21 protein-coding genes, 1 tRNA gene and 2 pseudogenes are annotated in these 24848 nt (G+C 47.1%); 10 read left to right on the top strand and 14 right to left on the bottom strand.

The window, feature by feature from the left end; genetic code table 11:
* Positions 1–19 precede the first annotated feature (19 nt).
* On the bottom strand, positions 20–622 hold the full coding sequence (locus AYY16_RS03235) for a thymidine kinase (protein WP_067362008.1): 603 nt from the start codon (positions 620–622) through the stop codon (positions 20–22).
* Between the two features lie 501 nt (positions 623–1123).
* On the opposite strand from AYY16_RS03235, the gene hns reads away from it, so the two are divergent.
* Complete coding sequence (hns, locus tag AYY16_RS03225; protein WP_067362003.1) at positions 1124–1534, top strand: histone-like nucleoid-structuring protein H-NS; 411 nt, start codon at positions 1124–1126, stop codon at positions 1532–1534.
* 122 nt (positions 1535–1656) lie between these two features.
* Here hns and AYY16_RS03220 read toward each other — a convergent pair.
* The 4 genes and pseudogenes from AYY16_RS03220 to rssB form a co-directional block, all read right to left on the bottom strand.
* A pseudogene (locus tag AYY16_RS03220) lies at positions 1657–2674 on the bottom strand (NAD-dependent epimerase).
* A gap of 8 nt (positions 2675–2682) precedes the next feature.
* Positions 2683–4026, bottom strand: coding sequence for a UDP-glucose dehydrogenase family protein (locus tag AYY16_RS03215; RefSeq protein WP_067362000.1), 1344 nt, complete (start codon positions 4024–4026; stop codon positions 2683–2685).
* A 22-nt stretch (positions 4027–4048) separates the two neighbouring features.
* Positions 4049–4954, bottom strand: coding sequence for a UTP--glucose-1-phosphate uridylyltransferase GalU (galU, locus tag AYY16_RS03210; RefSeq protein WP_067361996.1), 906 nt, complete (start codon positions 4952–4954; stop codon positions 4049–4051).
* Positions 4955–5117: 163 nt separating this feature from the next.
* Positions 5118–6146, bottom strand: coding sequence for a two-component system response regulator RssB (gene rssB, locus AYY16_RS03205; RefSeq protein WP_067361993.1), 1029 nt, complete (start codon positions 6144–6146; stop codon positions 5118–5120).
* A 167-nt stretch (positions 6147–6313) separates the two neighbouring features.
* Between rssB and AYY16_RS03200 the strand changes: the two genes are divergently transcribed.
* The 3 genes from AYY16_RS03200 to AYY16_RS03190 all read left to right on the top strand — a co-directional run bounded on the left by AYY16_RS03200 (position 6314) and on the right by AYY16_RS03190 (position 7944).
* Entirely contained in the window at positions 6314–6868 is a 555-nt protein-coding gene (locus tag AYY16_RS03200; RefSeq protein WP_082970570.1) for a YchJ family metal-binding protein, read from the top strand.
* Positions 6853–7701 (top strand): formyltetrahydrofolate deformylase, encoded by an 849-nt coding sequence (purU, locus tag AYY16_RS03195; protein ID WP_067361990.1) that lies wholly within the window; start codon positions 6853–6855, stop codon positions 7699–7701. Before AYY16_RS03200 ends, purU begins: the two co-directional genes overlap by 16 nt.
* A gap of 158 nt (positions 7702–7859) precedes the next feature.
* Positions 7860–7944, top strand: a tRNA-Tyr gene (locus AYY16_RS03190).
* A gap of 18 nt (positions 7945–7962) precedes the next feature.
* Here the strand turns inward: AYY16_RS03190 and AYY16_RS03185 are convergent.
* Positions 7963–8826, bottom strand: coding sequence for a helix-turn-helix domain-containing protein (locus AYY16_RS03185; protein ID WP_067361987.1), 864 nt, complete (start codon positions 8824–8826; stop codon positions 7963–7965).
* Between the two features lie 416 nt (positions 8827–9242).
* Here AYY16_RS03185 and xthA point away from each other — a divergent pair, with 416 nt between their 5' ends.
* Positions 9243–10052 carry an exodeoxyribonuclease III gene (gene xthA / locus AYY16_RS03180; RefSeq protein ID WP_067361985.1) on the top strand — a complete coding sequence of 270 codons (810 nt, stop codon included), beginning with the start codon at positions 9243–9245 and terminating at the stop codon, positions 10050–10052.
* Positions 10053–10179: 127 nt separating this feature from the next.
* Here xthA and AYY16_RS20115 read toward each other — a convergent pair whose 3' ends face one another.
* The 6 genes and pseudogenes from AYY16_RS20115 to guaB all read right to left on the bottom strand — a co-directional run bounded on the left by AYY16_RS20115 (position 10180) and on the right by guaB (position 16690).
* Positions 10180–10329 (bottom strand): hypothetical protein, encoded by a 150-nt coding sequence (locus tag AYY16_RS20115; protein ID WP_156664946.1) that lies wholly within the window; start codon positions 10327–10329, stop codon positions 10180–10182.
* Positions 10330–11016: 687 nt separating this feature from the next.
* Positions 11017–12267 (bottom strand): type II toxin-antitoxin system HipA family toxin, encoded by a 1251-nt coding sequence (locus tag AYY16_RS03175; protein WP_162271037.1) that lies wholly within the window; start codon positions 12265–12267, stop codon positions 11017–11019.
* 37 nt (positions 12268–12304) lie between these two features.
* Positions 12305–12838, bottom strand: a complete 534-nt coding sequence (locus AYY16_RS03170) for a helix-turn-helix domain-containing protein (protein ID WP_067361979.1) — start codon at positions 12836–12838, stop codon at positions 12305–12307.
* Between the two features lie 168 nt (positions 12839–13006).
* Positions 13007–13255: pseudogene (locus AYY16_RS20795) on the bottom strand (IS630 family transposase); the annotation flags it as partial.
* A gap of 331 nt (positions 13256–13586) precedes the next feature.
* Positions 13587–15164 (bottom strand): glutamine-hydrolyzing GMP synthase, encoded by a 1578-nt coding sequence (guaA, locus tag AYY16_RS03160; protein WP_067361977.1) that lies wholly within the window; start codon positions 15162–15164, stop codon positions 13587–13589.
* 59 nt (positions 15165–15223) lie between these two features.
* A complete protein-coding gene (gene guaB / locus AYY16_RS03155) occupies positions 15224–16690 on the bottom strand; it encodes an IMP dehydrogenase (protein ID WP_067361974.1) in 1467 nt (488 codons plus the stop codon).
* 172 nt (positions 16691–16862) lie between these two features.
* Between guaB and xseA the strand changes: the two genes are divergently transcribed.
* The gene (xseA, locus tag AYY16_RS03150) at positions 16863–18239 is read left to right on the top strand and encodes an exodeoxyribonuclease VII large subunit (protein ID WP_067361971.1); all 1377 of its coding nucleotides are present in this window, start codon (positions 16863–16865) and stop codon (positions 18237–18239) included.
* A gap of 63 nt (positions 18240–18302) precedes the next feature.
* On the opposite strand, the gene AYY16_RS03145 is transcribed toward xseA, so the two are convergent.
* Positions 18303–20345 carry a S9 family peptidase gene (locus tag AYY16_RS03145; protein WP_067361968.1) on the bottom strand — a complete coding sequence of 681 codons (2043 nt, stop codon included), beginning with the start codon at positions 20343–20345 and terminating at the stop codon, positions 18303–18305.
* A 154-nt stretch (positions 20346–20499) separates the two neighbouring features.
* Between AYY16_RS03145 and AYY16_RS03140 the strand changes: the two genes are divergently transcribed.
* The gene (locus tag AYY16_RS03140) at positions 20500–21048 is read left to right on the top strand and encodes an NADPH-dependent FMN reductase (RefSeq protein WP_067364604.1); all 549 of its coding nucleotides are present in this window, start codon (positions 20500–20502) and stop codon (positions 21046–21048) included.
* Positions 21049–21074: 26 nt separating this feature from the next.
* Here the strand turns inward: AYY16_RS03140 and AYY16_RS03135 are convergent, their stop codons facing one another.
* Entirely contained in the window at positions 21075–21881 is an 807-nt protein-coding gene (locus AYY16_RS03135) for an MBL fold metallo-hydrolase (protein ID WP_067361965.1), read from the bottom strand.
* 255 nt (positions 21882–22136) lie between these two features.
* On the opposite strand from AYY16_RS03135, the gene AYY16_RS03130 reads away from it, so the two are divergent.
* The 3 genes from AYY16_RS03130 (at position 22137) to AYY16_RS03120 (ending at position 24811) form a co-directional block, all read left to right on the top strand.
* Complete coding sequence (locus AYY16_RS03130) at positions 22137–22598, top strand: DUF6097 family protein (RefSeq protein WP_067361961.1); 462 nt, start codon at positions 22137–22139, stop codon at positions 22596–22598.
* 110 nt (positions 22599–22708) lie between these two features.
* Positions 22709–23374 carry a response regulator gene (locus AYY16_RS03125; RefSeq protein WP_067361958.1) on the top strand — a complete coding sequence of 222 codons (666 nt, stop codon included), beginning with the start codon at positions 22709–22711 and terminating at the stop codon, positions 23372–23374.
* Between the two features lie 51 nt (positions 23375–23425).
* Entirely contained in the window at positions 23426–24811 is a 1386-nt protein-coding gene (locus AYY16_RS03120) for an ATP-binding protein (RefSeq protein ID WP_082970649.1), read from the top strand.
* Positions 24812–24848: the final 37 nt, after the last annotated feature.

Below are 24848 nucleotides of genomic sequence, written 5' to 3'. Positions count from 1 at the left end.
CATGACGCGGGTATCTATTTTATGAATAACATTGTGCCGCCATTACTTTACGCATCGCGTCGCTGTAATGTTTACGACATACCGAAACATATTTTTCGTTTCCGCCAATATCAATTTGTGCACCGTCAGACATTACATGACCCTGTCCGTCATAACGCAAAACACGGCTGGCTTTCCGCCCGCAATGACAAATTGTTTTTAATTCCACTAATTTATCAGCCCAAGCTAATAAATAATGACTACCACTAAATAACTCACCTTTGAAGTCAGTGCGCAGTCCGTAACAGAGAACGGGTATATCAATATCGTCGACGATATAACATAACTGCTCTGCCTGCGCTTTTGTCAGGAACTGACACTCATCTATTAATACGCAGTGTACGGGCGCCTGCTGATGTTCCTGCGTGATAACACTGCCAATATCAGTATCCTCACTAAAGACCCGTGCATCAGCACTCAGGCCGATACGGGAGGTTACTTTGCTATGTGCATACCGGTTATCAATTTCTGCCGTAAATATCAGTGTGCGCATTCCGCGCTCATTGTAGTTATAGGAGGATTGTAATAGTGCGGTCGATTTTCCCGCATTCATCGCGGAGTAATAAAAATAAAGCTGAGCCACCGGCTCTCTCCCTCTCAGTCATTCAAAAATCGCCACAATACTAACACAACCGCTATAAAAATAGCGTGATCAGTATTTGCCAGCATGCCTTAACCGCATGTGCAATATCCGTTATTCATCGTTACCGCAATTCATAGGAAGCATGATTACATGCCGAATATTCACTACTGTTATCAGCAATGGTCATTTTATCCTGTTTTTTATTATATCTGAGCTGAAGAATAACGTTTCTTTACATAAGATAAGGTTAAATATAATTTGTATCGCTATCATCGTTTATGATCAAATCTTTTTAAAATCGCTGAACACCAACACCTTTTTACCCCGTCCCCTTATCGAAATTAAACAAAAAAGCACAAAGACGCTTATTATTCCGCAGAAATAATTGCTTTTAAAAAAAAATGTGTTTTAACCTTACTACGAAATTTGCTATTGCAGATTTTTAAATAGCAATCTATTATTAACTACACATCAGCCAACATTTAATTTGAGACCAGAATTATGAGTGAATCTTTGAAGCCATTTAATAATATTCGTACTCTTCGCGCACAGGCCAGAGAATCTACCCTGGAAAGTCTGGAAGAAATGCTGGAGAAACTGACTTCGGTTGTTGAAGAACGCCGTACTGAAGAATCTCAGGCTAAAGCTGAACTGGAAGAGCGTACCCGTAAATTAGAAGAAGTTCGCCAGTTAATTCTCAAGCAGGGTATCAATCCTGAAGAATTAATTCAGTCAATGTCTACCGGTAAAGTTGCAAGCAAATCAAAACGTGCGCAGCGTCCGGCTAAATACGAGTACATCGATGAAAACGGCGAGCAGAAAACCTGGACAGGTCAGGGTCGCACGCCAGCTGTTATCAAACAGGCAATCGAAAGTGAAGGCAAATCTCTGGATAGTTTCTTAATCAAATAATCCGGATTTCCACACTGAAAAGCCCTTCTGCGAAGGGCTTTTTTTTGTGCGCTTGTTTGCCGGTATTCTGACGATAAAAAGGAGGCTTTCACCTCCTTTTTTGTTACTCAGTGCGTATCTGATTATTTATTTTTGCCGTGATAAAACGACATATACCAATCAACAAACTGCTGTACACCATAATTAACCGGTGTATTCGGAGAGAAACCTATCGTTTTATACAGCTCGCCGGAGTCCGCACAAGTGGATAACACATCACCATCCTGCATATCCATAAAATGCTTGGCCGCTTTAATACCCAGTGCGGTTTCAATCGCCTGAATAAAATCGCCTAACCGGGTAGGTTGTCCGTTACCGACATTATAAATTTTGTACGGCGCAGAACTGGCTGATTTCAGCCCTTCCTCAACCGTCCAGTCATCATCTGCTGTTGGTATAACATCTAATAACCGTACTACAGCTTCCGCAATATCACCGACATACGTAAAATCGCGAACCATATTTCCATGGTTATAAACATCAATCGGTTTACCATCCAGCATGGCTTTAACAAATTTAAATAATGCCATGTCCGGACGTCCCCACGGTCCGTAAACTGTAAAAAAAACGCAGTCCGGTTGTAGGTAACTGATAAAGATGCGAATAGCTGTGTGACATTAATTCATTGGCTTTCTTTGTCGCCGCATATAACGAAACCGGATGATCAACATCATCTTCCACAGAGAACGGCTGTTTACGGTTCAGACCATATACCGAGCTGGAAGAGGAATAAATCAGATGCCCCACCTGATGATGACGGCAGCCTTCCAGAATATTCATGTGTCCCAGAATATTTGCGTCTATATACGCCATCGGGTTCTGGATAGAATACCGGACACCCGGCTGAGCCGCGAGATGAATAACACGCTCAAACTGTTGTGAAGCAAATAATTCACTAACATCACTTTTAACCGATAAATCCATTTTAAAAAAATGAAAATTCGGATGCGATAAAATCAGATCAAGGCGCGCTTTCTTGAGATTAACATCATAATAGTCATTGAGATTGTCAGCACCGACAACCTCATGGCCCTGCTCAAGCAGACGCTGTGTGACATGATAACCAATAAAACCAGCCGCGCCGGTTACAAGTATTTTCATATTCAGACTCAAATTACCGGATTAATGGAAGCACCACGGCCTATACCATAATAGATAAAGCCACGGTTTTCTAAACGTTCCGGGTCATAAAGGTTACGCCCGTCAAAAATAACCGGTGTTTTCAGACCTGATTTAATGGTATCAAAATCCGGTGCACGGAAACTCTGCCATTCGGTACAGATAACCAGTGCATCTGCGCCGTGCAGTGCCGCTTCTTTGGTGCCCATCAGTACAAGGTCATCACGCTGTCCGAAAACACGCTGCGCTTCCTGCATGGCTTCCGGGTCATAAGCCTGAATTTTCGCACCGGCTGCCCACAACTCCTGTAACAGAACACGGCTGGAGGCTTCACGCATATCATCCGTATTCGGTTTGAAAGAGAGCCCCCACACTGCAAACGTTTTGCCGCGCAGGTCATCACCGAAGTGGCGCTTAATAAAAGAAGGCAGTTTGTATTTCTGCAACTCATTCACTTCTTCCACAGCCTGCAAAATTCTCGGCGTGAAACCAATGTGCTCTGCGGTACGGATAAGCGCCTGCACATCTTTAGGGAAGCAGGAGCCGCCATAACCACAACCCGGATAAATAAAGTGATAGCCGATACGGGAGTCAGAACCAATCCCCTGACGGACATTTTCGATATCCGCACCCAGCAGTTCCGCGAGGTTTGAAATCTCATTCATAAAGCTGATTTTTGTCGCCAGCATGCAGTTTGCTGCGTATTTTGTCAGCTCTGCACTGCGGATATCCATCACAATCATGCGATCATGATTACGGTTAAACGGCTCATACAGTTCACGGATGATATCCACAACGCCTTCGTTATCACAGCCGATAACAATACGTTCAGGACGCATACAGTCTGCAACCGCCGCCCCTTCTTTCAGGAATTCCGGGTTGGAAACCACATCGTACGCAAAATCAGTACCGCGTTCGGCCTGAGCGGCTTTGATCGTTGCATTGACTTTGTCTGCCGTACCGACAGGAACAGTTGATTTATCAATAATGACTTTATAACCGTCCATATACTGCGCAATAGTGCGGGCAACCGCCGTCACATATTGTAAATCAGCGGAGCCATCTTCATCCGGTGGCGTACCGACCGCAATAAACTGCAATGTGCCGTGTGCCACACCTTTTGCGGCATCTGTGGTAAAGCTTAAACGCCCTTCTTCATAATTTTTCTTTACCAGCGGCGTTAAACCCGGTTCAAAAATCGGAATAAGACCGTTTTTCAGGTTTTCAACTTTCTGTGCATCGACATCGACACACATAACATCATGACCGACTTCAGCCAGAACGGTTGCCTGTACCAGCCCTACATATCCGATTCCAAATACAGTTACTTTCATAGTTCACCTATAGCGACAATAATTAATTCTGTAATGTTTTCAGCCAATCTGAGAATTCACCACCCAGATGTTTATGGCGCATGCTGTATTCGACAAACGCTTTCATATACCCCATTTTGTCGCCGCAATCGTGACTGCGTCCGACCAGGCGGTAAGCTTCAACGGGGTTTTTCTCAATCAGCATGGCGATGGCATCTGTTAACTGGATTTCATCCCCGGCGCCTGGCGCTGTTTTACCCAGCAGCGACCAGATATCCGGAGATAACACATAGCGCCCGACAATAGACATATTCGACGGTGCTTTAGCCGGTTCCGGTTTTTCCACCACGGCAAACATCGGTTTGCTTTCGCCGGCTGCCAGGTTTTCACCATGACAGTCCACCACTCCATAGTTTGAGACAACTTCAAGCGGCACAGGTTCGACCATCACCTGGCTTGCCTGATTATCTTCATAGCGCTGGATCATCTCTTTAAGATTAAATTTTGACAGGTCAGTGCTGTATTCATCGATAACCACGTCCGGCAGTACAACGGCAAACGGCTCATCACCAATCATCGGGCGGGCACATAACACGGCGTGTCCCAGCCCTTTCGCAATACCCTGGCGGGTCTGCATAATAGTGACATGGCGGGGACAGATTGACTGAACTTCATCGAGTAACTGGCGCTTAACGCGTTTTTCCAGAATGGCTTCCAGTTCAAAACTGGTATCAAAATGGTTTTCAATGGAGTTTTTTGAGGAGTGGGTCACTAAAATAATTTCAGTGATCCCTGCGGCGATACATTCATTAACGACATACTGGATAAGTGGTTTGTCCACCAGCGGTAACATTTCTTTCGGAATTGCTTTGGTGGCCGGAAGCATACGTGTTCCTAATCCTGCAACCGGGATCACGGCCTTATGAACCTTATTTTTCAGCGCTGACATACATCATCCTCAATGCGTATATACAAAACCAATACGCGATTAATACAAAATAATGCGTCTGAGTATACCAGCTAATTTTCAGGGATAAATACTCTGTCCTGTGTAAATGGCAATTGATGTTAAGAGATGTTTAATATCTGACCGGGTTGATAAGCCACTGAAATTACCCGTGACGGGGTCCCGGCGTTAAACTTAATTTGATCTGACTACTGCCGTTCCATATCCGGCATTGCAGATGAGGGCTGAATTCACTTATCTGACTGGAATAAACAGCCGAGAGCGTTCCCAGCGGAATACCTCTGTTTACACGAATAACGTTATTTTCTGAGCGCAGTTCCGCGCTGATCCCTGCACTGGACAGTAATACCGATTTGCGTTGAGTATGATAATACCCCAGCAACAAGGGTAACTGCCCCGGAATACCGGCATCCTGCAACAGGGTATTCAGCTTATTTAAAATCGCGGTCATACTGGGTAACCGGCGGTGATTATTATGAATATAACGTTTAAGCAAATCGTTAAAAATAACGCGGATTAACATCGCCACCAGCGGACCATTCCCGGTGTTTTTGCTGATATCGAGACAATAAAATGCCACTTCGTTATCTGAAAACTCCGCCACATCAAATACCAGCCCGGTCTGGCAGGCATCCGATAATTGCGCATAACGGATCTGATAATTGGCCAGTACCTGAGTAGGCGGCGGGGTAAGCTGTTTTAATAAACGTAAAACATCATCCACATTATGTTGCAGCTGCGACCAGATACCGGACAGGTCATTTTTTTCCAGCAAGCCCGGGGCAAAAAATAAGGGATAGAAATGAGACAGACACAGTTTTTTGACCTCTTCCAGCCGGTTGAGCGGTTTGAGCAACACATCTTTTGCACCAAGGCGCAGCGCGTCATCAATATCAGACATTTTTTGAGTTGCAGAAATCACAATCACCGGGACATCCGGTAACACTGTCCGTATAACGGCGATAAATTCTGTGCCACTCATCACCGGCATATTCAAATCACAAAATATCAGCTCCGGCTGAAAGCCGTTTTCAATACATAACAGAGCCCGGGCCCCCTCTTCTGCAGACAATACTGTCGCACCGAGGTGTCGTAAATACGATGACAGCGTCATATTGAATGCCGGGTCGTCGTCAATGACTAAAATTCGTTTTTCATCCAGTGCTCTTTTCATGGCATTCCCTCATTCCCCGCATGACTACACAGACCGGCACAAACACCGGTGACGGCGCGGTTCCCGCTATGCTGCTAAGATAAAGGATAGCGTGTGATCTGTATTTCCGGTAGCATTTAACCTCTGTTCCTTACGTTTATTTACCCTGAATACACTAATTGATACTTATGCCTCATTTTACTGATAATGCACTCTGCCCCTGCGGCAGTGAAAAAAATATGGCTCAGTGCTGCGGACCTTATCTGTCCGGACAACAATCCGCACCCGATGCCCGGGCACTGATGCGCTCCCGTTACAGTGCTTTTGTCACACATAATGCAGATCACCTGATCCGCACCTGGTATCCGCCTGAGCGCGCTCAGCTAGTGCGGGACGATCTTGAAACCGGATTTACCCAAACTCAGTGGCTGAGTCTCAATATTATTGATTTTCAGACCGGTCCGGTACCGGACGAGGCTTTCGTCGAATTTTGTGCTTGCTTTATTGATAAAAAGTCCGAAGATAAACAGCTTATCCATGAGCGCTCACGCTTTCGCCTGATTGACAATCAGTGGTTCTATCTCGACGGCGTGACACCGCAAACAGGTCGTAACGACCCCTGCCCCTGCGGCTCCGGAAAAAAATATAAAAAAATGCTGTGCATGACACAGAATAAGCACCCTCTTGCAAACAACAAAATATCAGTTATTAAGGATTTACACCGTCCATGCAACACCAAATGAGCCAGAAAAAGATCCTGAGAACCATTTGCCCTGATGCAAAAGGGCTTATCGCAAAAATCACCAATATTTGTTATAAGCATCAGCTTAATATTATTCAGAACAACGAATTCGTCGACCACCGCACCGGGCGCTTTTTTATGCGCACCGAACTGGAAGGCATTTTTAACGACGAAACCCTGCTCGCCGATCTGGACGATGCACTGCCGAAAGGCTCAAGCCGTGAGTTAACAACATCCGGTCGCCGCCGCATTGTCATTATGGTGACAAAAGAAGCGCACTGCCTTGGCGACATTCTGATGAAAAGCGCCTATGGTGGCCTGGATGTCGATATTGCCGCAATCATCGGTAACCATGATGTGCTGGGTCACCTCGTCACCCAATTCGGCATCCCGTTCCATCATATCAACCATGACGGTTTAACCCGTGAACAGCACGATATGCAGATAATCAAACAAATTGATCAATACCAGCCTGATTATGTCGTGCTGGCAAAATACATGCGTGTTCTGACGCCGGAATTTGTTGAGCACTACCCGAACCAGATTATCAATATCCACCACTCGTTCCTGCCGGCCTTTATCGGCGCACGCCCTTATCATCAGGCTTATGAACGCGGCGTGAAAATTATCGGCGCAACGGCGCACTACGTAAACAATAACCTCGATGAAGGTCCGATCATTTATCAGAGCGTGATTAATATCGATCACACTTACAGCGCTGATGACATGGTACTCGCCGGACGTGATGTTGAAAAAAACGTCCTCAGTCACGCGCTGAGCCGGGTTCTGACACAACGTGTTTTTGTTTACGGTAACCGCACGGTTATTCTGTAAACAGGTCAATTGCCTGAAGTTGCACGGAAACCGTGCACTTCGGGCAAAAAAACAACGGACATTCATCTTTTCTCTTTTTTTACTTTACAGCACCCGCATATTTGCTATTATGCAGCCCGTCCTGAGGCAATAACTGTTCAGGCACACAATTTAAAACTGGTGGGATACCCAAGCGGCCAAAGGGAGCAGACTGTAAATCTGCCGTCACAGACTTCGAAGGTTCGAATCCTTCTCCCACCACCATTTCTGCACTGCCCTCCTTTATTTCAAATTCTCAATACAATCCATAATCTTATTCAGCACACTCGCATGTGATTTTGATTTGTACAGATGACAACTGTTTTCTGCCTCACTCTGCGACAGTGGTAAAAAAATAAGCTCACTGCTGTATGGTGATGTTTTCGGGTGTTCATCAATAAAACAGAGATAATCCCCGTCAATTAACAGATGCAGATAACCGTGCGTGCTGTCAATTAAGTGTACATGTTCATGTTTGCTCTGTTCATCATGCTGTTGTAACAGTGTTTTCAGAAGCGGGCTTTCATATAACAGCGGCTCACATAACCAGACACAGCGGGATAATAATGTTTGCAGATTATTATCACAGGACTGAAAAAGGGATTGCCGGCAGCAGATACCAATCTGCCCTTGCGGCAAATTACGCAACAAAGCAAAACGCTCACTGACAACCGACTCAGAAGAAAGCAGCAATGTATTTCCTTCAAAATCGTTTATTTCATCAATACAATCATAATTAAACCGAAATACATTAATTTGCACATTTGCTTTAAATGCAGCTCTGTATAATGCATCAATATATTTACTTTTCCCCCAGTCATAAAATACATTTATCTTATTACATATCGTTCCGCTGATATGTTTTTTAGTAATTTCTTTTTCCTGTGTATACAGATCTTTCAGGTCATTATACAATTCCAGACCTTCCCTTGTCAGGCTCATACCAAATTTTTCACGCTTAAATAAACGCTTCCCCAGCAAAATCTCGAAATCTTTAATCGATTTTGCGACAGGGGGCGTTGTTCTGTTCATCACTTTCGCTGCTTTGCTGAGTGAGCCGTATTCGACAACAGCCATAAAAGCTTCTAACTTCCTTGAAAAAAACATAATGTCGATTCCTATTGCTGTGGTAAACAATCAATAAAACAATTACTTATTGATATATAACGACTTTATATCTAACGTTTTTTTTCTTAAACAAACAGTTTAAATACGTTTATTTTTTAATATTTATTTCAATAATAATATTTTTTTGATACTTATGTTTTCTTATTTAATTAAACCTGTCTTTAAAGATTAATACACAACAACAAAAAGCTGATATTTAAATTTTAGTAACCCTTAGCTCTTTTACTTTACAGCATGAATATGAATAATTATTAATGATGCAAATTTTGTCAATTAAAATTAAGGAATAATAAAAAGCACAGTGAGTCTTATTTTTTATTATTCCTCTGACAGGTTACTTTCTTTCCGTGATCTGTTACTCTTTTGTTGTTAACTCATCAACCGGTTGAAATTCTATGAAGTTTGTCTCTTTTAATATTAACGGGTTAAGAGCCCGGCCCCATCAGCTTGAAGCCATTATCGAGCAACATCAGCCTGATGTTATCGGCTTGCAGGAAATCAAAGTTCACGACGACATGTTTCCTCATGATGCGCTTAAACATCTGGGTTACCACATTTTTCATCATGGTCAGAAATCACACTATGGTGTTGCGCTGCTGACAAAAAATGAGCCGGTTGCCGTACGCAAAGGATTTGCCGGTGATGACGAAGATGCTCAGCGCCGCCTTATTATGGCTGATATTGAAACGCCTGCCGGGTTACTCACTGTTATTAACGGCTATTTCCCGCAAGGTGAAAGCCGCGATCACCCGCTGAAATTTCCGGCAAAAATGAAATTTTATCAGGATTTACAAGACTACCTGTCGGGGCGTTCAAATCAGGATCCGATCATTGTCATGGGTGACGTGAATATAAGCCACACAGATATTGATATCGGTATTGGTGAAGCTAACCGCAAACGCTGGCTGAAAACAGGAAAATGCTCTTTCCTGCCGGAAGAACGTGAATGGATGGAGCGCCTGCTCAGCTGGGGGCTGACTGATACTTTCCGTGCGATGTATCCGGATACGGACGACCGCTTCTCGTGGTTTGATTACCGCTCACGCGGGTTTGATGAAAACCGGGGTCTGCGTATTGATCTTATCCTGGCAAGCCTTGGACTGGCACCGCGTTGTACTGCCACCGGCATTGATTATGACATCCGCGGTATGGAAAAACCCTCTGACCACGCACCCATCTGGGCAGAATTTGATCTGACCCGCTGACAATATCAGATATAAAAAGTCAGACCCGAAAGAAATAACATAAATGAAGCTCCCGGTGCGGAGCTTCATTTATTTCAGCCTCATCCGAAAAATATCCCCCGGACAAAACCAAAAATATCGACATAAATTACATCACGGCAAATGCAAGGATCGGGCATAAAAGTGTTACGGCCATAATAACAAGCGATACTCTGAAAAAAACCTGAACAGAATACTCAATAGCAACCAATCCCTGCTTTGTACTCATTTGATTTTCATTATCTGTCATTTTAATCATTTTATTTTCATTATGTGATTCGCTTCACACAATAATGATATTGCTTACTATTTTAGTCAATGCATATACTAACAACAACTCACTTTATTGATTCGGGTCAAGATTAATCGTTTGCCTGATAAGTTGAGGATCTGAGTTGTGTTTGGGGTTGGGGGTAATGTGGAAAAAATCTGATAATACGGGTTTATATTGAAAGGGTAAAAATGCGGATGTTCAACTAAAGATAAAATAACAGTGATATTAATCTGCAATCCACCATAAAATTCCACAAAAAAAGCCACCAGTAAGTTACTGATGGCTTGCGGTTTTCTGATAATTACCGACAGTTAAAAACTATAGGGAGATCATTCCCACTCAATTATATTTAATACATAAAAATCGTTTAAAATCATATTAATGCATTAAACCCCGTCACACTATGCCATAACTTATACCATTCGTTTATGGCTATTTCTATCTGGTGCTGACAACCAAGGTGATACACGTAATTTGTCATTTTATTTTGTCTCATCCGGTACAGAATTGTAACAGACATAAAACTCAAAACCGGAAAGCAGACCTTTACTACACACATCATGCGATCTGCAATGACCAATAAAAAGCGGTTCTTGATCCACTACGTAGAAACCGCAGTCTATCGATAGCCAGAAATTGTCAAAGCTCAATCTCGCTGTAGAAATTCGTTCATTACAGACTCAATGCTTTCTTCACCTGCGGGCTTTCAAAGGCTGGTACAAGCACCTTAATGTCTTTCGCAGTCATTCCCAACTCATAGGCAAGAGGGCGCCATCTGTCTGTAATGATTTCAGCCATAACCCTGAGAGCCTCGCGAGCTTCACCTGTGTCGATATTGAAGAGCGGTGCCGCGTCCAACACCGCTAAAATATTAAGTTCGTTACCATGAATCTCGCTTATCGCGGTCTTGAGCGTGCCGCCAACTGACGGATCGGGATTGATATCATAGGCAGGGGAAAGAGCCCAGCGATTGCCCGCCCGGATAAAGCCGTGATTACGCAGATGATCATCTGTATTCTGGATCATCACAGAGTAAGCCATACGTACCCAAAGTTCAGCCATATCATCACTCGCACCATTTATCATCATCTGCTCTGCAATAGAGACGTAGTTTGATGGCTCGGTCCCCGCCAGCCCCATAAATGTTTGTGCCGTAATGAAATGGATACGACTGGGATTATTAATATCTTCATAAGAACGATCAAAACGTTTGATTAAAGCAACCGGAAACAGCCCGGATACGACAAGTAGCTTAGCTTCAGCAACCATCATCCCTATTTCGCCTGCGAGACGAAGCGTGAGTACTTCAGCGCGCGCCATATCGTATTCATCACCTATCTTCGGCAACTTCGCTATCCAGATAGTCTGATCCTCGTCACGCACATTTACTTTTGGTCGTGCGCCGCCTAGCGAGCCTGCAGCATCAATCAATATTTGTCCGGCAAGCAACTGTGCCCGGTTTTCACGATAATGGACCGGGTCTGCTTCTAAAGCGCGAGCCTCATGAATCATATCCTCGAGTTCGATGAGCCGTGGTATGGAATAAACATTTTCACCAGTCCGGGGTTGAGCCAGAGGAAGTGCATCCGGCTCATCGCTCTCATAAAAGCGGAGTGCACCCGAACGTAGGAAATCATCGACCCCAATAAGGTATTCGAAATCATTCATTGCACGACCGCCATTTGCCGCACGCATAATAGTGCGCCCCCAAGAATCAGGCGTGCTATCGGCTATCGGCATCACAAGGGGAGATGAGTTTCCCTGCAGACTAGCCGACACGATTACCTGGCTACGAGGCATGAAGGGAGACAGGTCGTAGCCTGCCGGATTATCAATCCAACTCTGCGCATAGGTGAAAACGGAGTTCTGTCGCATTCCGTCGACATTGAAATCCAACTGTCCGACCAAATCCTGACCATCCATCCAAACGTAAAGTCTTTGTCTCATATAAATTCTCTAATCATGAGCCGGAAGAGTCTCGTGTAGCTTTTAAGCGAGAGAGCAGCGATGATGTACGTCCTGACGAGCTGACCACCAACGTCCTCTGATTTTCCTGCCGTTTTGCTTCATTAGATTTTGTCGATCTCTTAGTGACCGCTGTACCTGAAGCTCGTTTCACCATTGTCGCCTCCGGCCGGATCACGACACCTGCTTTGGCACCCTTACTATGGAGCGTCTTTGCGTTTTGCATGACATTTTCACGCAGCATAGATAGACCGATATCATCGTTACGCATGTCGACCAAATTACTTAAGAGATCAAGCTTACCAAGAACAGTGAGCACCATCGCAAGCGTGTTAAGTGAGATCCCGGCACCATTACCACTCTCAAGTCGATGTAAAGTAGATCGCGAGATTCCCGCTGAGTTTGCAAATCTATCAGCGGGGATCCCTCTAACTCTACGTGCAAATTCGATATCCTTGCCTAACTTAACCAAAGCTGCTTCGGTTGAAGGCCGTACAACCGAGCCTTTTGTCCGGCGAAGTTTACTCATATTTTTTTTCTTCGTACATCTTCGTCTCACTCAGCTACGTCTCATCTGTGATACATACAATCATAACATCGAAGGAGTAAATCTTCCAAAATTAGGCTAATCTGCTCATCACTCGTCTCACCTGTGAGTCAGTGACTAGCTCTGCTTACAGCACCAGACCCGTTAAAACCAGCAGCGCAATATTCCGGAATGGATATTATATCCGGTTAATTCATTGATTTTTATAGCCAGAAGCTCAGTACTCCGGCAGACAATGAATGCAGACCTTCGACACCGTATAAATTGAACCAATTGATCCGGCGCACAACAAAGTAAACGGGAAGCCCCGCTGGCACTGTGTCCCCGGTGCAAAATCAGCATTGCGGCCAGCCTGCGGGCGTGGTGCTTGTCAGGGGTTCGCTGAACCATTTTCTGCATCAGCCGTCGTTAATTACGGAATATTGGTGCTATTATTGTCATCGCTCAGTCCGGTTAGTGATTTTGGTTGGTTTGGCGATTGATCAGATCGCACAATCCGGACGGAGTTCCTTTCAGGTGATCTATTTTAATACCGTCATCTATTTTATTTTTCTGACGGTATCACAGCCGGTTTATAGTGATTTTATTTTTTGATACCGTCACATATACCGTCAAAAATACCGGCTCTTGTCAACAATTAAAAACAATAGAAAACAAAAAAAGCCACCAGTAACTTACTGATGGCTTTCGGTTTTGTGATAATTACCGACAGTTAAAAACTATAGGGATATCATTCCCACTCAATGGTCGCCGGTGGCTTGCCGCTGATATCGTAGACAACGCGGGAAATACCTTCAACTTCATTGATGATGCGGTTAGATACGCGACCTAACAGGTCGTATGGCAGATGTGCCCAGTGTGCTGTCATAAAGTCGATAGTTTCGACTGCACGCAGGGAAACAACCCAGTCGTATTTACGTCCATCGCCCATTACACCGACAGAGCGTACCGGCAGGAAGACAGTGAATGCCTGGCTGACTTTATTGTACATGTCGGCTTTGTGAAGCTCTTCGATAAAGATAGCATCTGCGCGGCGCAGGATATCGCAGAACTCTTTTTTCACTTCGCCCAGTACGCGGACACCCAGACCCGGTCCTGGGAAGGGATGGCGGTACAGCATGTCGTACGGCAGACCCAGTTGCAGACCAATACGGCGGACTTCATCTTTAAACAGTTCACGCAGCGGTTCAACCAGCCCCAGTTCCATATCTTCCGGCAGTCCGCCGACATTATGGTGTGACTTGATGACGTGCGCTTTGCCGGTTTCAGATGCAGCCGATTCAATGACGTCAGGATAGATTGTGCCCTGTGCCAGCCATTTCACCTGTTTCTGTTTTGAGGCTTCTTCATCAAAAATTTCAATGAATGTATGACCGATTGCTTTGCGTTTTGCTTCCGGGTCCGCAATGCCTTTCAGTGCATTGAGGAAGCGGTCTTCGGCTTTGGCATGAATGATATTGAAATCAAATTGTCCCGCAAACATCGCCATAACCTGCTCTGCTTCATTCAGGCGCAGTAAACCGTTATCAACAAAGACACAGGTCAGGCGCTTGCCGATGGCGCGATCTAATAACATTGCAGTGACAGATGAATCCACGCCGCCGGAAAGTGCCAGGATAACGTGATCGTCGCCAATCTGCTCGCGCAGACGGATAACGGTATCTTCAATAATGGCTTCCGGTGTCCACAACGCGTCACACTGACAGATTTCCAGGACAAAACGTTCCAGGATCGCCAGACCCTGATGCGTGTGAGTCACTTCCGGGTGGAACTGTACGCCGTAAAAACGTTTTGCATCATTCGCCATAATGGCAAACGGGCAGGTTTCTGTGCTGGCAACAGTGGTAAAATCAGACGGGATCGAGGTGACTTTGTCACCGTGGCTCATCCACACATCCAGCTGTGGTTTACCGTTTTCATCCAGTATGTCGTGAATGCCACGGAACAGCTCACAGGTTTCACGGATCTCAACCTGCGCATAACCGAATTCGCGCTCACCGGAAGTTTCAACCGTTCCGCCAAGCTGCATGGACATAGTCTGCATACCGTAGCAAATACCCAGAACCGGAACACCGGCGCTGAAGACATAGTCAGGTGCGCGCGGGCTGTCATGTTCTGTGGTGCTTTCCGGTCCGCCGGAGAGAATAATACCGTTCGGATTAAATGCGCGGATCTGTTCTTCAGTAACATCCCATGCCCACAGTTCACAGTACACACCGATTTCGCGGATGCGGCGCGCGATAAGCTGGGTATATTGTGAGCCAAAATCGAGGATCAGAATGCGGTGCTGATGAATATTCGTAGTCATTAATGTATGTTCCAAAAGCAAACAATTATAGGCTGGCGACCCGCAGGCCGCCGCATGAATCACAGACCTGAGCGGTAGTTCGGTGCTTCTTTGGTGATAGTGACGTCATGGACGTGACTTTCCTGAATCCCGGCACCACTGATGCGGACAAACTCTGCTTTAGTATTCAGTTCGTGGATAGTTGCACAACCGGTCAGCCCCATGCAAGAGCGCAGACCGCCCATTTGCTGGTGAACGATAGTTTTCAGCACACCTTTGTAGGCAACGCGGCCTTCGATACCTTCCGGCACCAGTTTGTCTGCTGCGTTATCTGTCTGGAAGTAGCGGTCTGATGACCCTTTGGACATCGCGCCGAGTGATCCCATACCACGGTAGGATTTATAAGAGCGCCCCTGGTACAGTTCAACTTCACCCGGAGATTCGTCCGTACCGGCAAGCATTGAACCGACCATGACACAGGCTGCACCCGCTGCCAGTGCTTTTGCAATATCACCGGAGAAACGGATCCCGCCATCGGCGATAACAGGGATACCTGTACCGGCAAGGGCTTCGACTGCGTCAGAAATAGCGGTTAACTGTGGTACACCCACACCGGTCACAATACGGGTGGTACAGATGGAGCCCGGACCAATCCCGACTTTCACAGCGCTGCAACCCGCTTCCGCCAACGCTTTTGCGCCTTCTGCGGTAGCAACGTTGCCGCCGATGATTTCCAGATCAGGGTATTTTGCGCGGGTATCACGAATACGCTGTAAAACGCCTTCGGAGTGACCGTGTGAGGAGTCAATCAGCAGAATATCGACACCAGCGGCAACCAGTGCGTCCACGCGCTCTTCATTACCGGCACCGGCACCGACAGCAGCACCGACACGTAAACGTCCGTGCTCGTCTTTACAGGCGTTTGGTTTGCGCTCTGCTTTCTGGAAGTCTTTTACAGTGATCATGCCGAGCAGATGGAATGAATCATCCACCACCAGTGCTTTTTCAACACGGCGCTCATGCATTTTCTTCAGAACCACTTCGCGGGCTTCCCCTTCGCGGACTGTTACCAGGCGCTCTTTCGGGGTCATCACTGCGGTTACCGGCTGTTCCAGGTCTGTCACGAAACGCACGTCACGACCGGTGATAATACCCACCAGTTCGTTTTCGGTTGTAACGACAGGATAACCGGCAAAGCCGTTCTGTACAGTCAGTTCTTTGACTTCACGCAGTGTTGTGCAGGGAGTGACAGTTTGGGGTTCGGTGACCACACCACTTTCATGTTTTTTCACGCGGCGGACTTCGTCAGCCTGACGCTCAATTGACATGTTTTTGTGGATAAACCCGATGCCGCCTTCCTGGGCAAGGGCAATCGCCAGACGGGCTTCCGTTACAGTATCCATCGCCGCCGAGATCATCGGGACGTTTAAACGGATTTTTGCGGTGAGCTGTGTTGATAAGTCGGCCGTGTTTGGCAGAACCACAGAATGGGCCGGAACTAAGAGAACATCATCGAATGTTAAAGCTTCTTTTTTGATACGTAGCATGTGCAATATCTCACCAGGCAGCAGGATTAAAAGGGATAAAATATTGCCGCGGCATTATACAGGTGGTAATCGGTTGCGCCTAGCCTTTTTTTAAAAAAATGCGTTGATAATCTGTCAGAAGGCGGTAGTATCGGACGATTAAGTCATTGTTTTATTATTTGATCTGGCTCACATGTTGCTATCAGAAAACAACGCAATTTTTACCGTTACGCGCCTGAACACGACCGTACGACAGTTACTTGAACTGGAGATGGGCCGGATATGGATCAGCGCTGAAATTTCCAATTTCTCCAGACCTTCATCCGGTCACTGGTATTTTACGCTGAAAGACGAAAAATCCCAGGTCCGCGCCGCGATGTTCCGGGGAAATAACACCCGCGTGACGTTCGCGCCGCAAAATGGTCAGCAGGTGCTGGTGCGTGCTGCCATTACGCTGTATGAGCCGCGTGGTGATTATCAGCTGATTATTGAATCCATGCAACCTGCGGGTGAAGGTTTACTTCAGCAGCAGTTTGAGCAGCTCAAAGAAAAACTGAATGCCGAAGGTTTGTTCGCCGCTCATCTGAAAAAACCGCTGCCGCTTCCCGCCCGCTGTGTGGGCGTGGTGACGTCTGCAACGGGCGCGGCACTGCACGATATCCTGAATATTCTGCGCCGCCGCGACCCGTCACTGCCGGTGATCATTTACCCGGCACAGGTTCAGGGAGCTGACGCCCCGGCGCAAATTGTCCGCGCGATTGAAACCGCTAACCGCCGTGATGAATGTGATGTGCTGATTGTCGGGCGCGGCGGCGGCTCGCTGGAAGATTTATGGAGTTTTAATGATGAACGGGTAGCGCGGGCGATTTTTGCCAGTCGTCTGCCGGTTATCAGTGCCGTGGGTCATGAAACAGATGTGACGATTGCCGATTTTGTCGCGGACTTACGCGCACCAACGCCATCTGCGGCGGCTGAATTAGTCAGCCGCGATCAGGTGGAGCGCCTGCGGCAGATTCAGTCGGTACAACAACGGCTGGAAATGGCAATGGATTACTTTATTGCCAAAAAGCAGCGAACATTCAGCCAGTTACATCATCGTCTGCAACAACAGCATCCGCAACTTCGCCTGGCACGGCAGCAACAGTTAATTCAGGGATTACAGCAGCGGCTGGTTCAGGCCGGGCAGCGCGCGGTAATACAGAAAACCCGTCAGCTGACCATGCTGGATCAGCGCCTGATGCGCCGTGATCCGCGCCCGCAGTTACAGCAGCACCAGCGGCATGTGCAACAGTTACAATACCGGCTCGCGTCTGCCATGCGCCAACAGATAAGCCAGCAACGTGAACGCTTTGCACGGCTCTGCTCGACGCTTGAGGGTGTCAGTCCGCTGGCAACACTCAGCCGGGGTTTCAGTATCAGCCAGACAGACAGCGGTGAAGTGCTGAATAAAACCCGTCAGGTGAAAGTCGGACAAAAAATCACGACGCTGTTACAGGACGGACAGATAGAGAGTGAAATTATCGCGGTACACAAAAAAGCGGCTCCCCGTAAACGCAAAGCCGCAGAATAAACCTGTTTATCATTGTGACGCTGTCACTTATTAGTGACGGTGTCACAAGTATATTTGCCGGTATTATTTTATATCTGCGGCCTGCTCATCCAGCATCAGCAGGAACACATACCCGAGCGCAATGTCCCATAAGTAATTGAAACGCCCTGATTTTCCGCCATGCCCCGCTTCCATATCCGTATAGAGCAGTAACAGATTATCATCTGTTTTCAGCTCCCGCATTTTTGCCACCCATTTTGCCGGCTCCCAGTACTGAACCTGAGAATCATGCAGACCGGATGTAACCAGCAAGTTCGGATAAGCTTTTGCCTCCAGATTGTCATACGGGCTGTAAGCACGGATATCACGGTATGCTGATTCACTTTCCGGATTGCCCCACTCGTCATATTCACCGGTCGTCAGCGGAATGGACGGATCAGACATCGTTGTCAGCGCATCCACAAACGGAACCTGTGTAACCACGCCGCGATACAACTCCGGCGCCTGGTTTATCACCGCCCCCATCAATAATCCGCCCGCGCTGCCGCCGGTGGCATAAATACGATCCTTTGCACCGAAACGTTGCGCAATCAATTCGCGTGTGACATCAACAAAATCATTGAAGCTGTTGATTTTGTTTTGCATTTTTCCGGCATTATACCAGCGCTTACCTAACTCGCCGCCACCACGGATATGCGCCTGTGCATAAACAAACCCGCGATCCAGCAAACTAAGGCGATTGGCATCAAAATCCGGGTCCATACTTGACCCGTATGCGCCATAACCTTCAATCAGCAGCGGATTATTGCCCTGCTGATAATGATCTTTATGCCATACCAGGGAAACCGGCACCTGTACACCATCACGGGCGGTTACCCAGATACGCTCACTGTGGTAATCATCCCGCTGAAAACCATTAACCTGCGTCTGTTTAAGCAGTGTTCGTTCGCCGGTGTCCATATTCAGTTCATAAACCGTCGCCGGTGTGGTCATTGAGGTATAACCATAGCGCAGCATGATGCTATCCGGTTCCGGATTCAGTCCGAGCCACGCACAGTAAGCTGCATCATCAAACGCAACCTGCTTTTCCTCCCCGCTGTGGCGGTGAATAAGGCGGATATGCGGCAGCGCGGCTGTGCGTTCCTGCAATACCAGCCAGTCACGGAACAGCGTGAAATCTTCCAGGTCAGTATCCGGCTGCGGGGCAATCACTGTCTCCCACGGTTGTTCCGGAGACGGGGTCTGATACAGACCAAACAGCTCGCTTTCGTGATCTGCGCGGATATAAAATTGCCCGCCGAGATGATCAATATGATACTCGCGCCCGTCCTGACGCGGCGAAAAACACACAACCGGTTGCAATGGTTCGCGGGCATTAATCAGATGTGCCTCTGATGTGACCGGGCTGTGGCAGCCGATAATAATCCATTCGCGCGAGGAAGAGAGTGCTAACCCGGTATAAAAACGATCATCTTCTTCGCGGTAAATCAACTCATCTTGTGCTGTATCTGTTGCGAACCGGTGGCGATATACCTCAAACGGCAGCAAAGTCTGCGGGTCCTGTCTGACATAAAACAGCGTATCGCCGTCTGCTGACCACACCAGGTCATCGGCGACACCCGTAATCACAGACTCCTGCCAGGTTGCTTCTGTCAGATTTTTATACGAAACCACATATTCACGCCGCCCCAGTTTATCTTCCGCTATCGCTATCCGGCGGTTATCTTCACTGACTGCCAATGATACCAGTTCATAATAGGTCAGCCCCTGCGCGCGTTCATTGCCATCCACCAGCAATTCCCAGTCTTCATCTGTCACGCGGCGGCGCTCATACAACGGATACTCTTTGCCTGCATCAAAGCGGGTACGGTAAACATAACCATTGTAAATATAAGGCGCGGATTCATCCGCCTGCGGCATACGGGCAACCATTTCCTGATACAGCTCATCACGCAGCGGGTCGCACGCCTGAAGTTTCTCATGCGTATATTGGTTTTCGTCAGTAAGATACTGTATTACTTTCGATTTTTTCCGTTTATCATCCCGCAGCCAATAATAGTTATCTGTTCTGGTTTCGCCGTGCGCCGTGAGTTGAACGGGCTTCTGCATTGCTTTCGGGGCCTGCATACGTGATCCTTATTTGTACAGCTTTCGCTGTCAGGTCAAAAAAAATTATCAAAAAAACGTTATCTGTTCAGGTATCCGGCATTATGATAATAATGTTTTCATAGGTTTTATTTCTCATCCATCCCCGGCTGTACAGCCGCTCAGAGAGGTTAAAATGAAACAATACCGTGTTGCAGTTGTTGTCGGTTCCCTGCGTGAACAGAGTTACAACCGCCGGCTGGCTCAGGCGCTGGTGACACTTTTCCCCGCCCATATTCAGTGTGAGTTTATCAGTATCGGCTCACTTCCTCTTTATAATCAGGATGCTGACCCGCATCCCTCTCCGGTGGTCAGTGCGTTTAAACAGCAGATTGAACCGGCAGATGGTGTTATTTTTGTGACCGCTGAATATAACCGATCTATCCCCGGTGTGCTGAAAAATGCATTGGATCAGGGCTCCCGCCCTTGGGGTCAGAACAGTTGGGACAGTAAACCCGCCGGAGTTATCGGCACTTCGCCGGGGGCGATGGGCACCGCGATGGCGCAACAGCATCTGCGTAATGTGCTGGCATTTCTTAACATGCCGACACTCAATCAACCGGAAATGTACCTGCAATGGCATGATGAGATGATAGATGCCGACGGGCGGTTTAATGAAAAAACCGGCGCGTTTGTACAGAAATGGGTTGATGCTTACACCGCATTCCTGACACAGCACGGTTAATATTCCCCGCTGATACTTGGGCAGCACTACAGAAATGTCAGCTGCTGCCCTGTATTAAAATCGTTTGCCTTCAGTGCCTTGCGCCCTCTTCCTCCGGTACAATGGCAGCCGAACACCTGCGTTTTCGGGTCAATCGCCTGTTGTGCCCGGCGCAGTGCTGCCGGAGTGGCACGGCGCAGATGCAACCCGCCGACTACCGCCTGAACCGGTGCATTATTCGTCAGTTTCCGGGCATACCCGACCACTGACTCAATCCCCGCATGGCTGCATCCGGTAATAATCACAATACCGTCATCCCCGCGCCAGATAAGAAAGCTGTCATCGCGCACATAATCCGCCTCTCCGCTATTGAGCAGCACACCATAACGGCGTATTACAGCCCGCTGTGTAATTTCACCGGCGAACAGAAAACGGGACGATATGGCGTGCGGTTTTTCCGTCAGCACAAATTGATACTGCGCCCGCAATGTCTCTTCACAAAACGGCGGTGAAAGCCGCTTAAATTTCAACGGATATCCGCCGAGCCAGAGAGCGGCACGGCGCGGCTCAAAAATATGCGGATGCGCAATAACCGTCAGCGGCGACGGCAGATGGTGACGGGCTGTCCGGGTCAGTCCGCCGAAATGGTCATAATGTCCGTGAGACAACACCACCGCATCAATCTCTGCCAGAGAAATCCCCAGCGCCTGCGCATTGCGGATATAGGTATCATCCGCGCTGGTATCAAACAACAGTGACGTTTCACCGTCATCAAGCAGCAGACACAGCCCGGCGTGGGCTTCCAGGCGGGCGTCTGTATTGGAATTTTCCAGCAATGCGGTAATGCGTAACATAGTAGTCCTATATAGCCAACGTCATTCAGGATGCAGGCAGGCGGCCAACGAACCTGCAGTTTGAATGAATAAGGGTATAAATGAAAGTATTCTGCCGTCAGCCATATAACACGATACTTCCCACTATAACGTATCTGTATTTCCCCGTGGAGAGCGAAATATTTTATAATTCAGTAAATGTTAATAAAGCCGCATGACCCGGCGGTCAATTTGTTAAATAATAGCCATCCGACACGGATTTTTCAGGAGTCCCTTATGGGAATTATTACCGCTTTTGCAAAAAGCACAGATAACAGCCAACTTTTACATCTTTTGCATCAGCAGATAGAAAAACAGGATGTGCCGGTTGCCTGCCACGATGAACTGGATCGCCAGCTAACCGATATTGCCGTGTATATGAATAATGACGAGTATCCGGCCCTTGCCACCCGCCGCCGCCGGGTCAATATTCTGACCGGTATATTGGCACTTCCGGTGCTGTTTTATACTCTGTTACTTTTCTCTCATAAAATTATTAACTGGTTTTCATTAGATATTGACATCAGTTATCTGGCGCTGACCATTCTTGATCTCAGTCTTACCTATATCTGGGCTATTTTTATTTATGCTTTTATTCTTTTCGGCACCATTTTTTACTTTTACGTCCTGCAAAAACAAACAGAAAAATATGCAGGTTATTTAATTGATGATTTTATTAACCGGATCTCCGGTTATTAATCTTTTATTAAGGCTATATTAAGTCATGTTGCCACTATAATGGGTTCGCGCTGTCACAGTACCGGGCAGTGTTATACTGAAATCCGCTGATGCAAAGAGAGAGAGCCAACGTGCACATTCTGTTAGTCGAAGATGATTTACAATTAGGTAAAGCACTATGCCGGGGGCTTGAGCTTGCCGGGTTCCGGGTGTGCTGGTTACGTTTGCTGAGTGATGCCCGTAAGCGGCTGGCTGAGCAACATTTTGACCTGATGTTGCTGGATCTGGGGCTGCCGGATGGTGATGGCTTTGATTCCCTTGTCGAATGGCGTAACAGCGGAGAGCAGATCCCGATTATTATTATGACGGCCCGCAGCCAGCGGGATCATCTGGTTAATTCGCTGGACTCCGGCGCAGATGATTTTATTTCCAAACCGGTTGAACTGCCGGAATTAATTTCCCGCGTAAAAGCAGTATCACGGCGGATTGCCGGGTTTTCTTCTCAGTTATGGAAGGTGGATAATATTACCTTAAACCCGATGAATCATCAGGTCAGCATGAATGAGGAATTATTATTATTGTCCGGTAAAGAGTACCAGCTGTTATACGAATTAATGCGCAATACCGGTAATGTTGTCAGAAAACAGGAACTGGAGCAGCGGCTATTCGGATTGGATGACCGGATTGAAAGTAATTCGCTGGAAGTTCATATTCATAATTTACGCCGGAAAATAGGCAAAGAAAAGATTATTACTGTACGCGGCATCGGCTATTTATTAAAAAAGGACAGCGAATAAGTGAAAGTCCGCTCAATCTTTGTTTATACTGTTTTTCTCCAGACAGTTTGCATGCTTTTACTGTGGGGCGTCTGGATTGCCTGGCTGAAATACGCTTATCTGCCTGACGTTAGTGAAGATTTTAATACCCAGCAGTTAGTTATTGCCCGCGGTATTTCTGATACGCTCAAAGATACCCCTACAGATGCTGCCAATTTCCGGCAAATTGCCTCCGCCCTTGAAAGCATGTACACCAACGCGATGCGCAGTGGTCTGGAAGACGAAAGCTATGATCCGCTGATTGCCATACTCGGCAGTAACGGCGACATTCTTTACAGCAATAAACCTGATATTAATATTCCGTTGAAACCAAACGGAATAGTTCGTTTTAGTGAAGAAGGTGAAACCTGGTATCTGGCTTATGATACCGATACTGCCACAACCCGGACAGCCGTTGTGGGAGAATCTGCAACAGACCGCCACATGCTGATTGGCGATCCGGCTTCCGGCACCGCGATCCCTTTACTGTTTATCCTCGGTACCATGCTGGCATCGACTATTATTACCACCTATCTCAGTATGCGTCCGTTGCGGGAAACCACACAAAGCCTTGCCGCCCGCAATCCCGGTAATCTGACGCCTATCAGCATGAAGCATCAGTATAATGAGCTGCGTCCGGTTCTCCGGGCAATTAACCAGTTAATGCAGCGGGTTGATGCCGGTAATTTACGGGAAAAACAATTTATGGCAGATGCCGCTCATGAATTACGCACCCCGATTGCGGCCGTTCTGGCGCAAATTCACCTGTTAAAACAGATTGATGACCCGGTCGAGCGCAATGAAATCACCGCTGATATGGAAATCAGCCTTGATCGTGCGGTTTCCCTTTCCCGCCAGTTGATTGATCTGGCACGGCTGGAAACAGAAGATTACCCGCTGAAAATGGAAGAGATTGACCTGAGCCGGGAACTGAGCCACACCATCGCCATGATGGTGCCTTATGCGCTGCGCAAAAATATTGAACTGGCCTTTGATGGTCCGCAGGTTTGCCTAGTCATAACCGATAAACAGGCGCTTTTCTCGATAATTAACAATATCCTGAATAATGCGGTTAAATATTGTCCGCCTGGCAGTCTGGTTGAAACCACACTGGAAACCGGTCACGCAGATGATATCCGGATAATCATCCGTGATAACGGCGACGGTATAAGTGAACAGTATCGTCCCCGCCTGTTTTCACGTTTTTTCCGTGTTCCGGGCAGTTGTGAAACCGGCAGCGGACTCGGGCTGGCAATTGCGCAAAATCTGGCCGGAAAAATTGGCGGGTATTTGTCTGTCACTGATGGTTTACAACAGCGCGGGATCGGTTTTGTTATCCATATTTCTGCACACGGACTCTCTGCGCTTGCAGAGAGCAACAGTACGTCTGCGGTACATCATGACAATTCAGACACGTAATATATGTACAGTGGCGCGTTCCCTGTTACCGGCCGGT

This window comes from Morganella psychrotolerans (assembly GCF_001676155.1).
GTDB lineage: Bacteria > Pseudomonadota > Gammaproteobacteria > Enterobacterales > Enterobacteriaceae > Morganella > Morganella psychrotolerans.
This window is presented reverse-complemented; position numbering and strand designations above follow the sequence as displayed.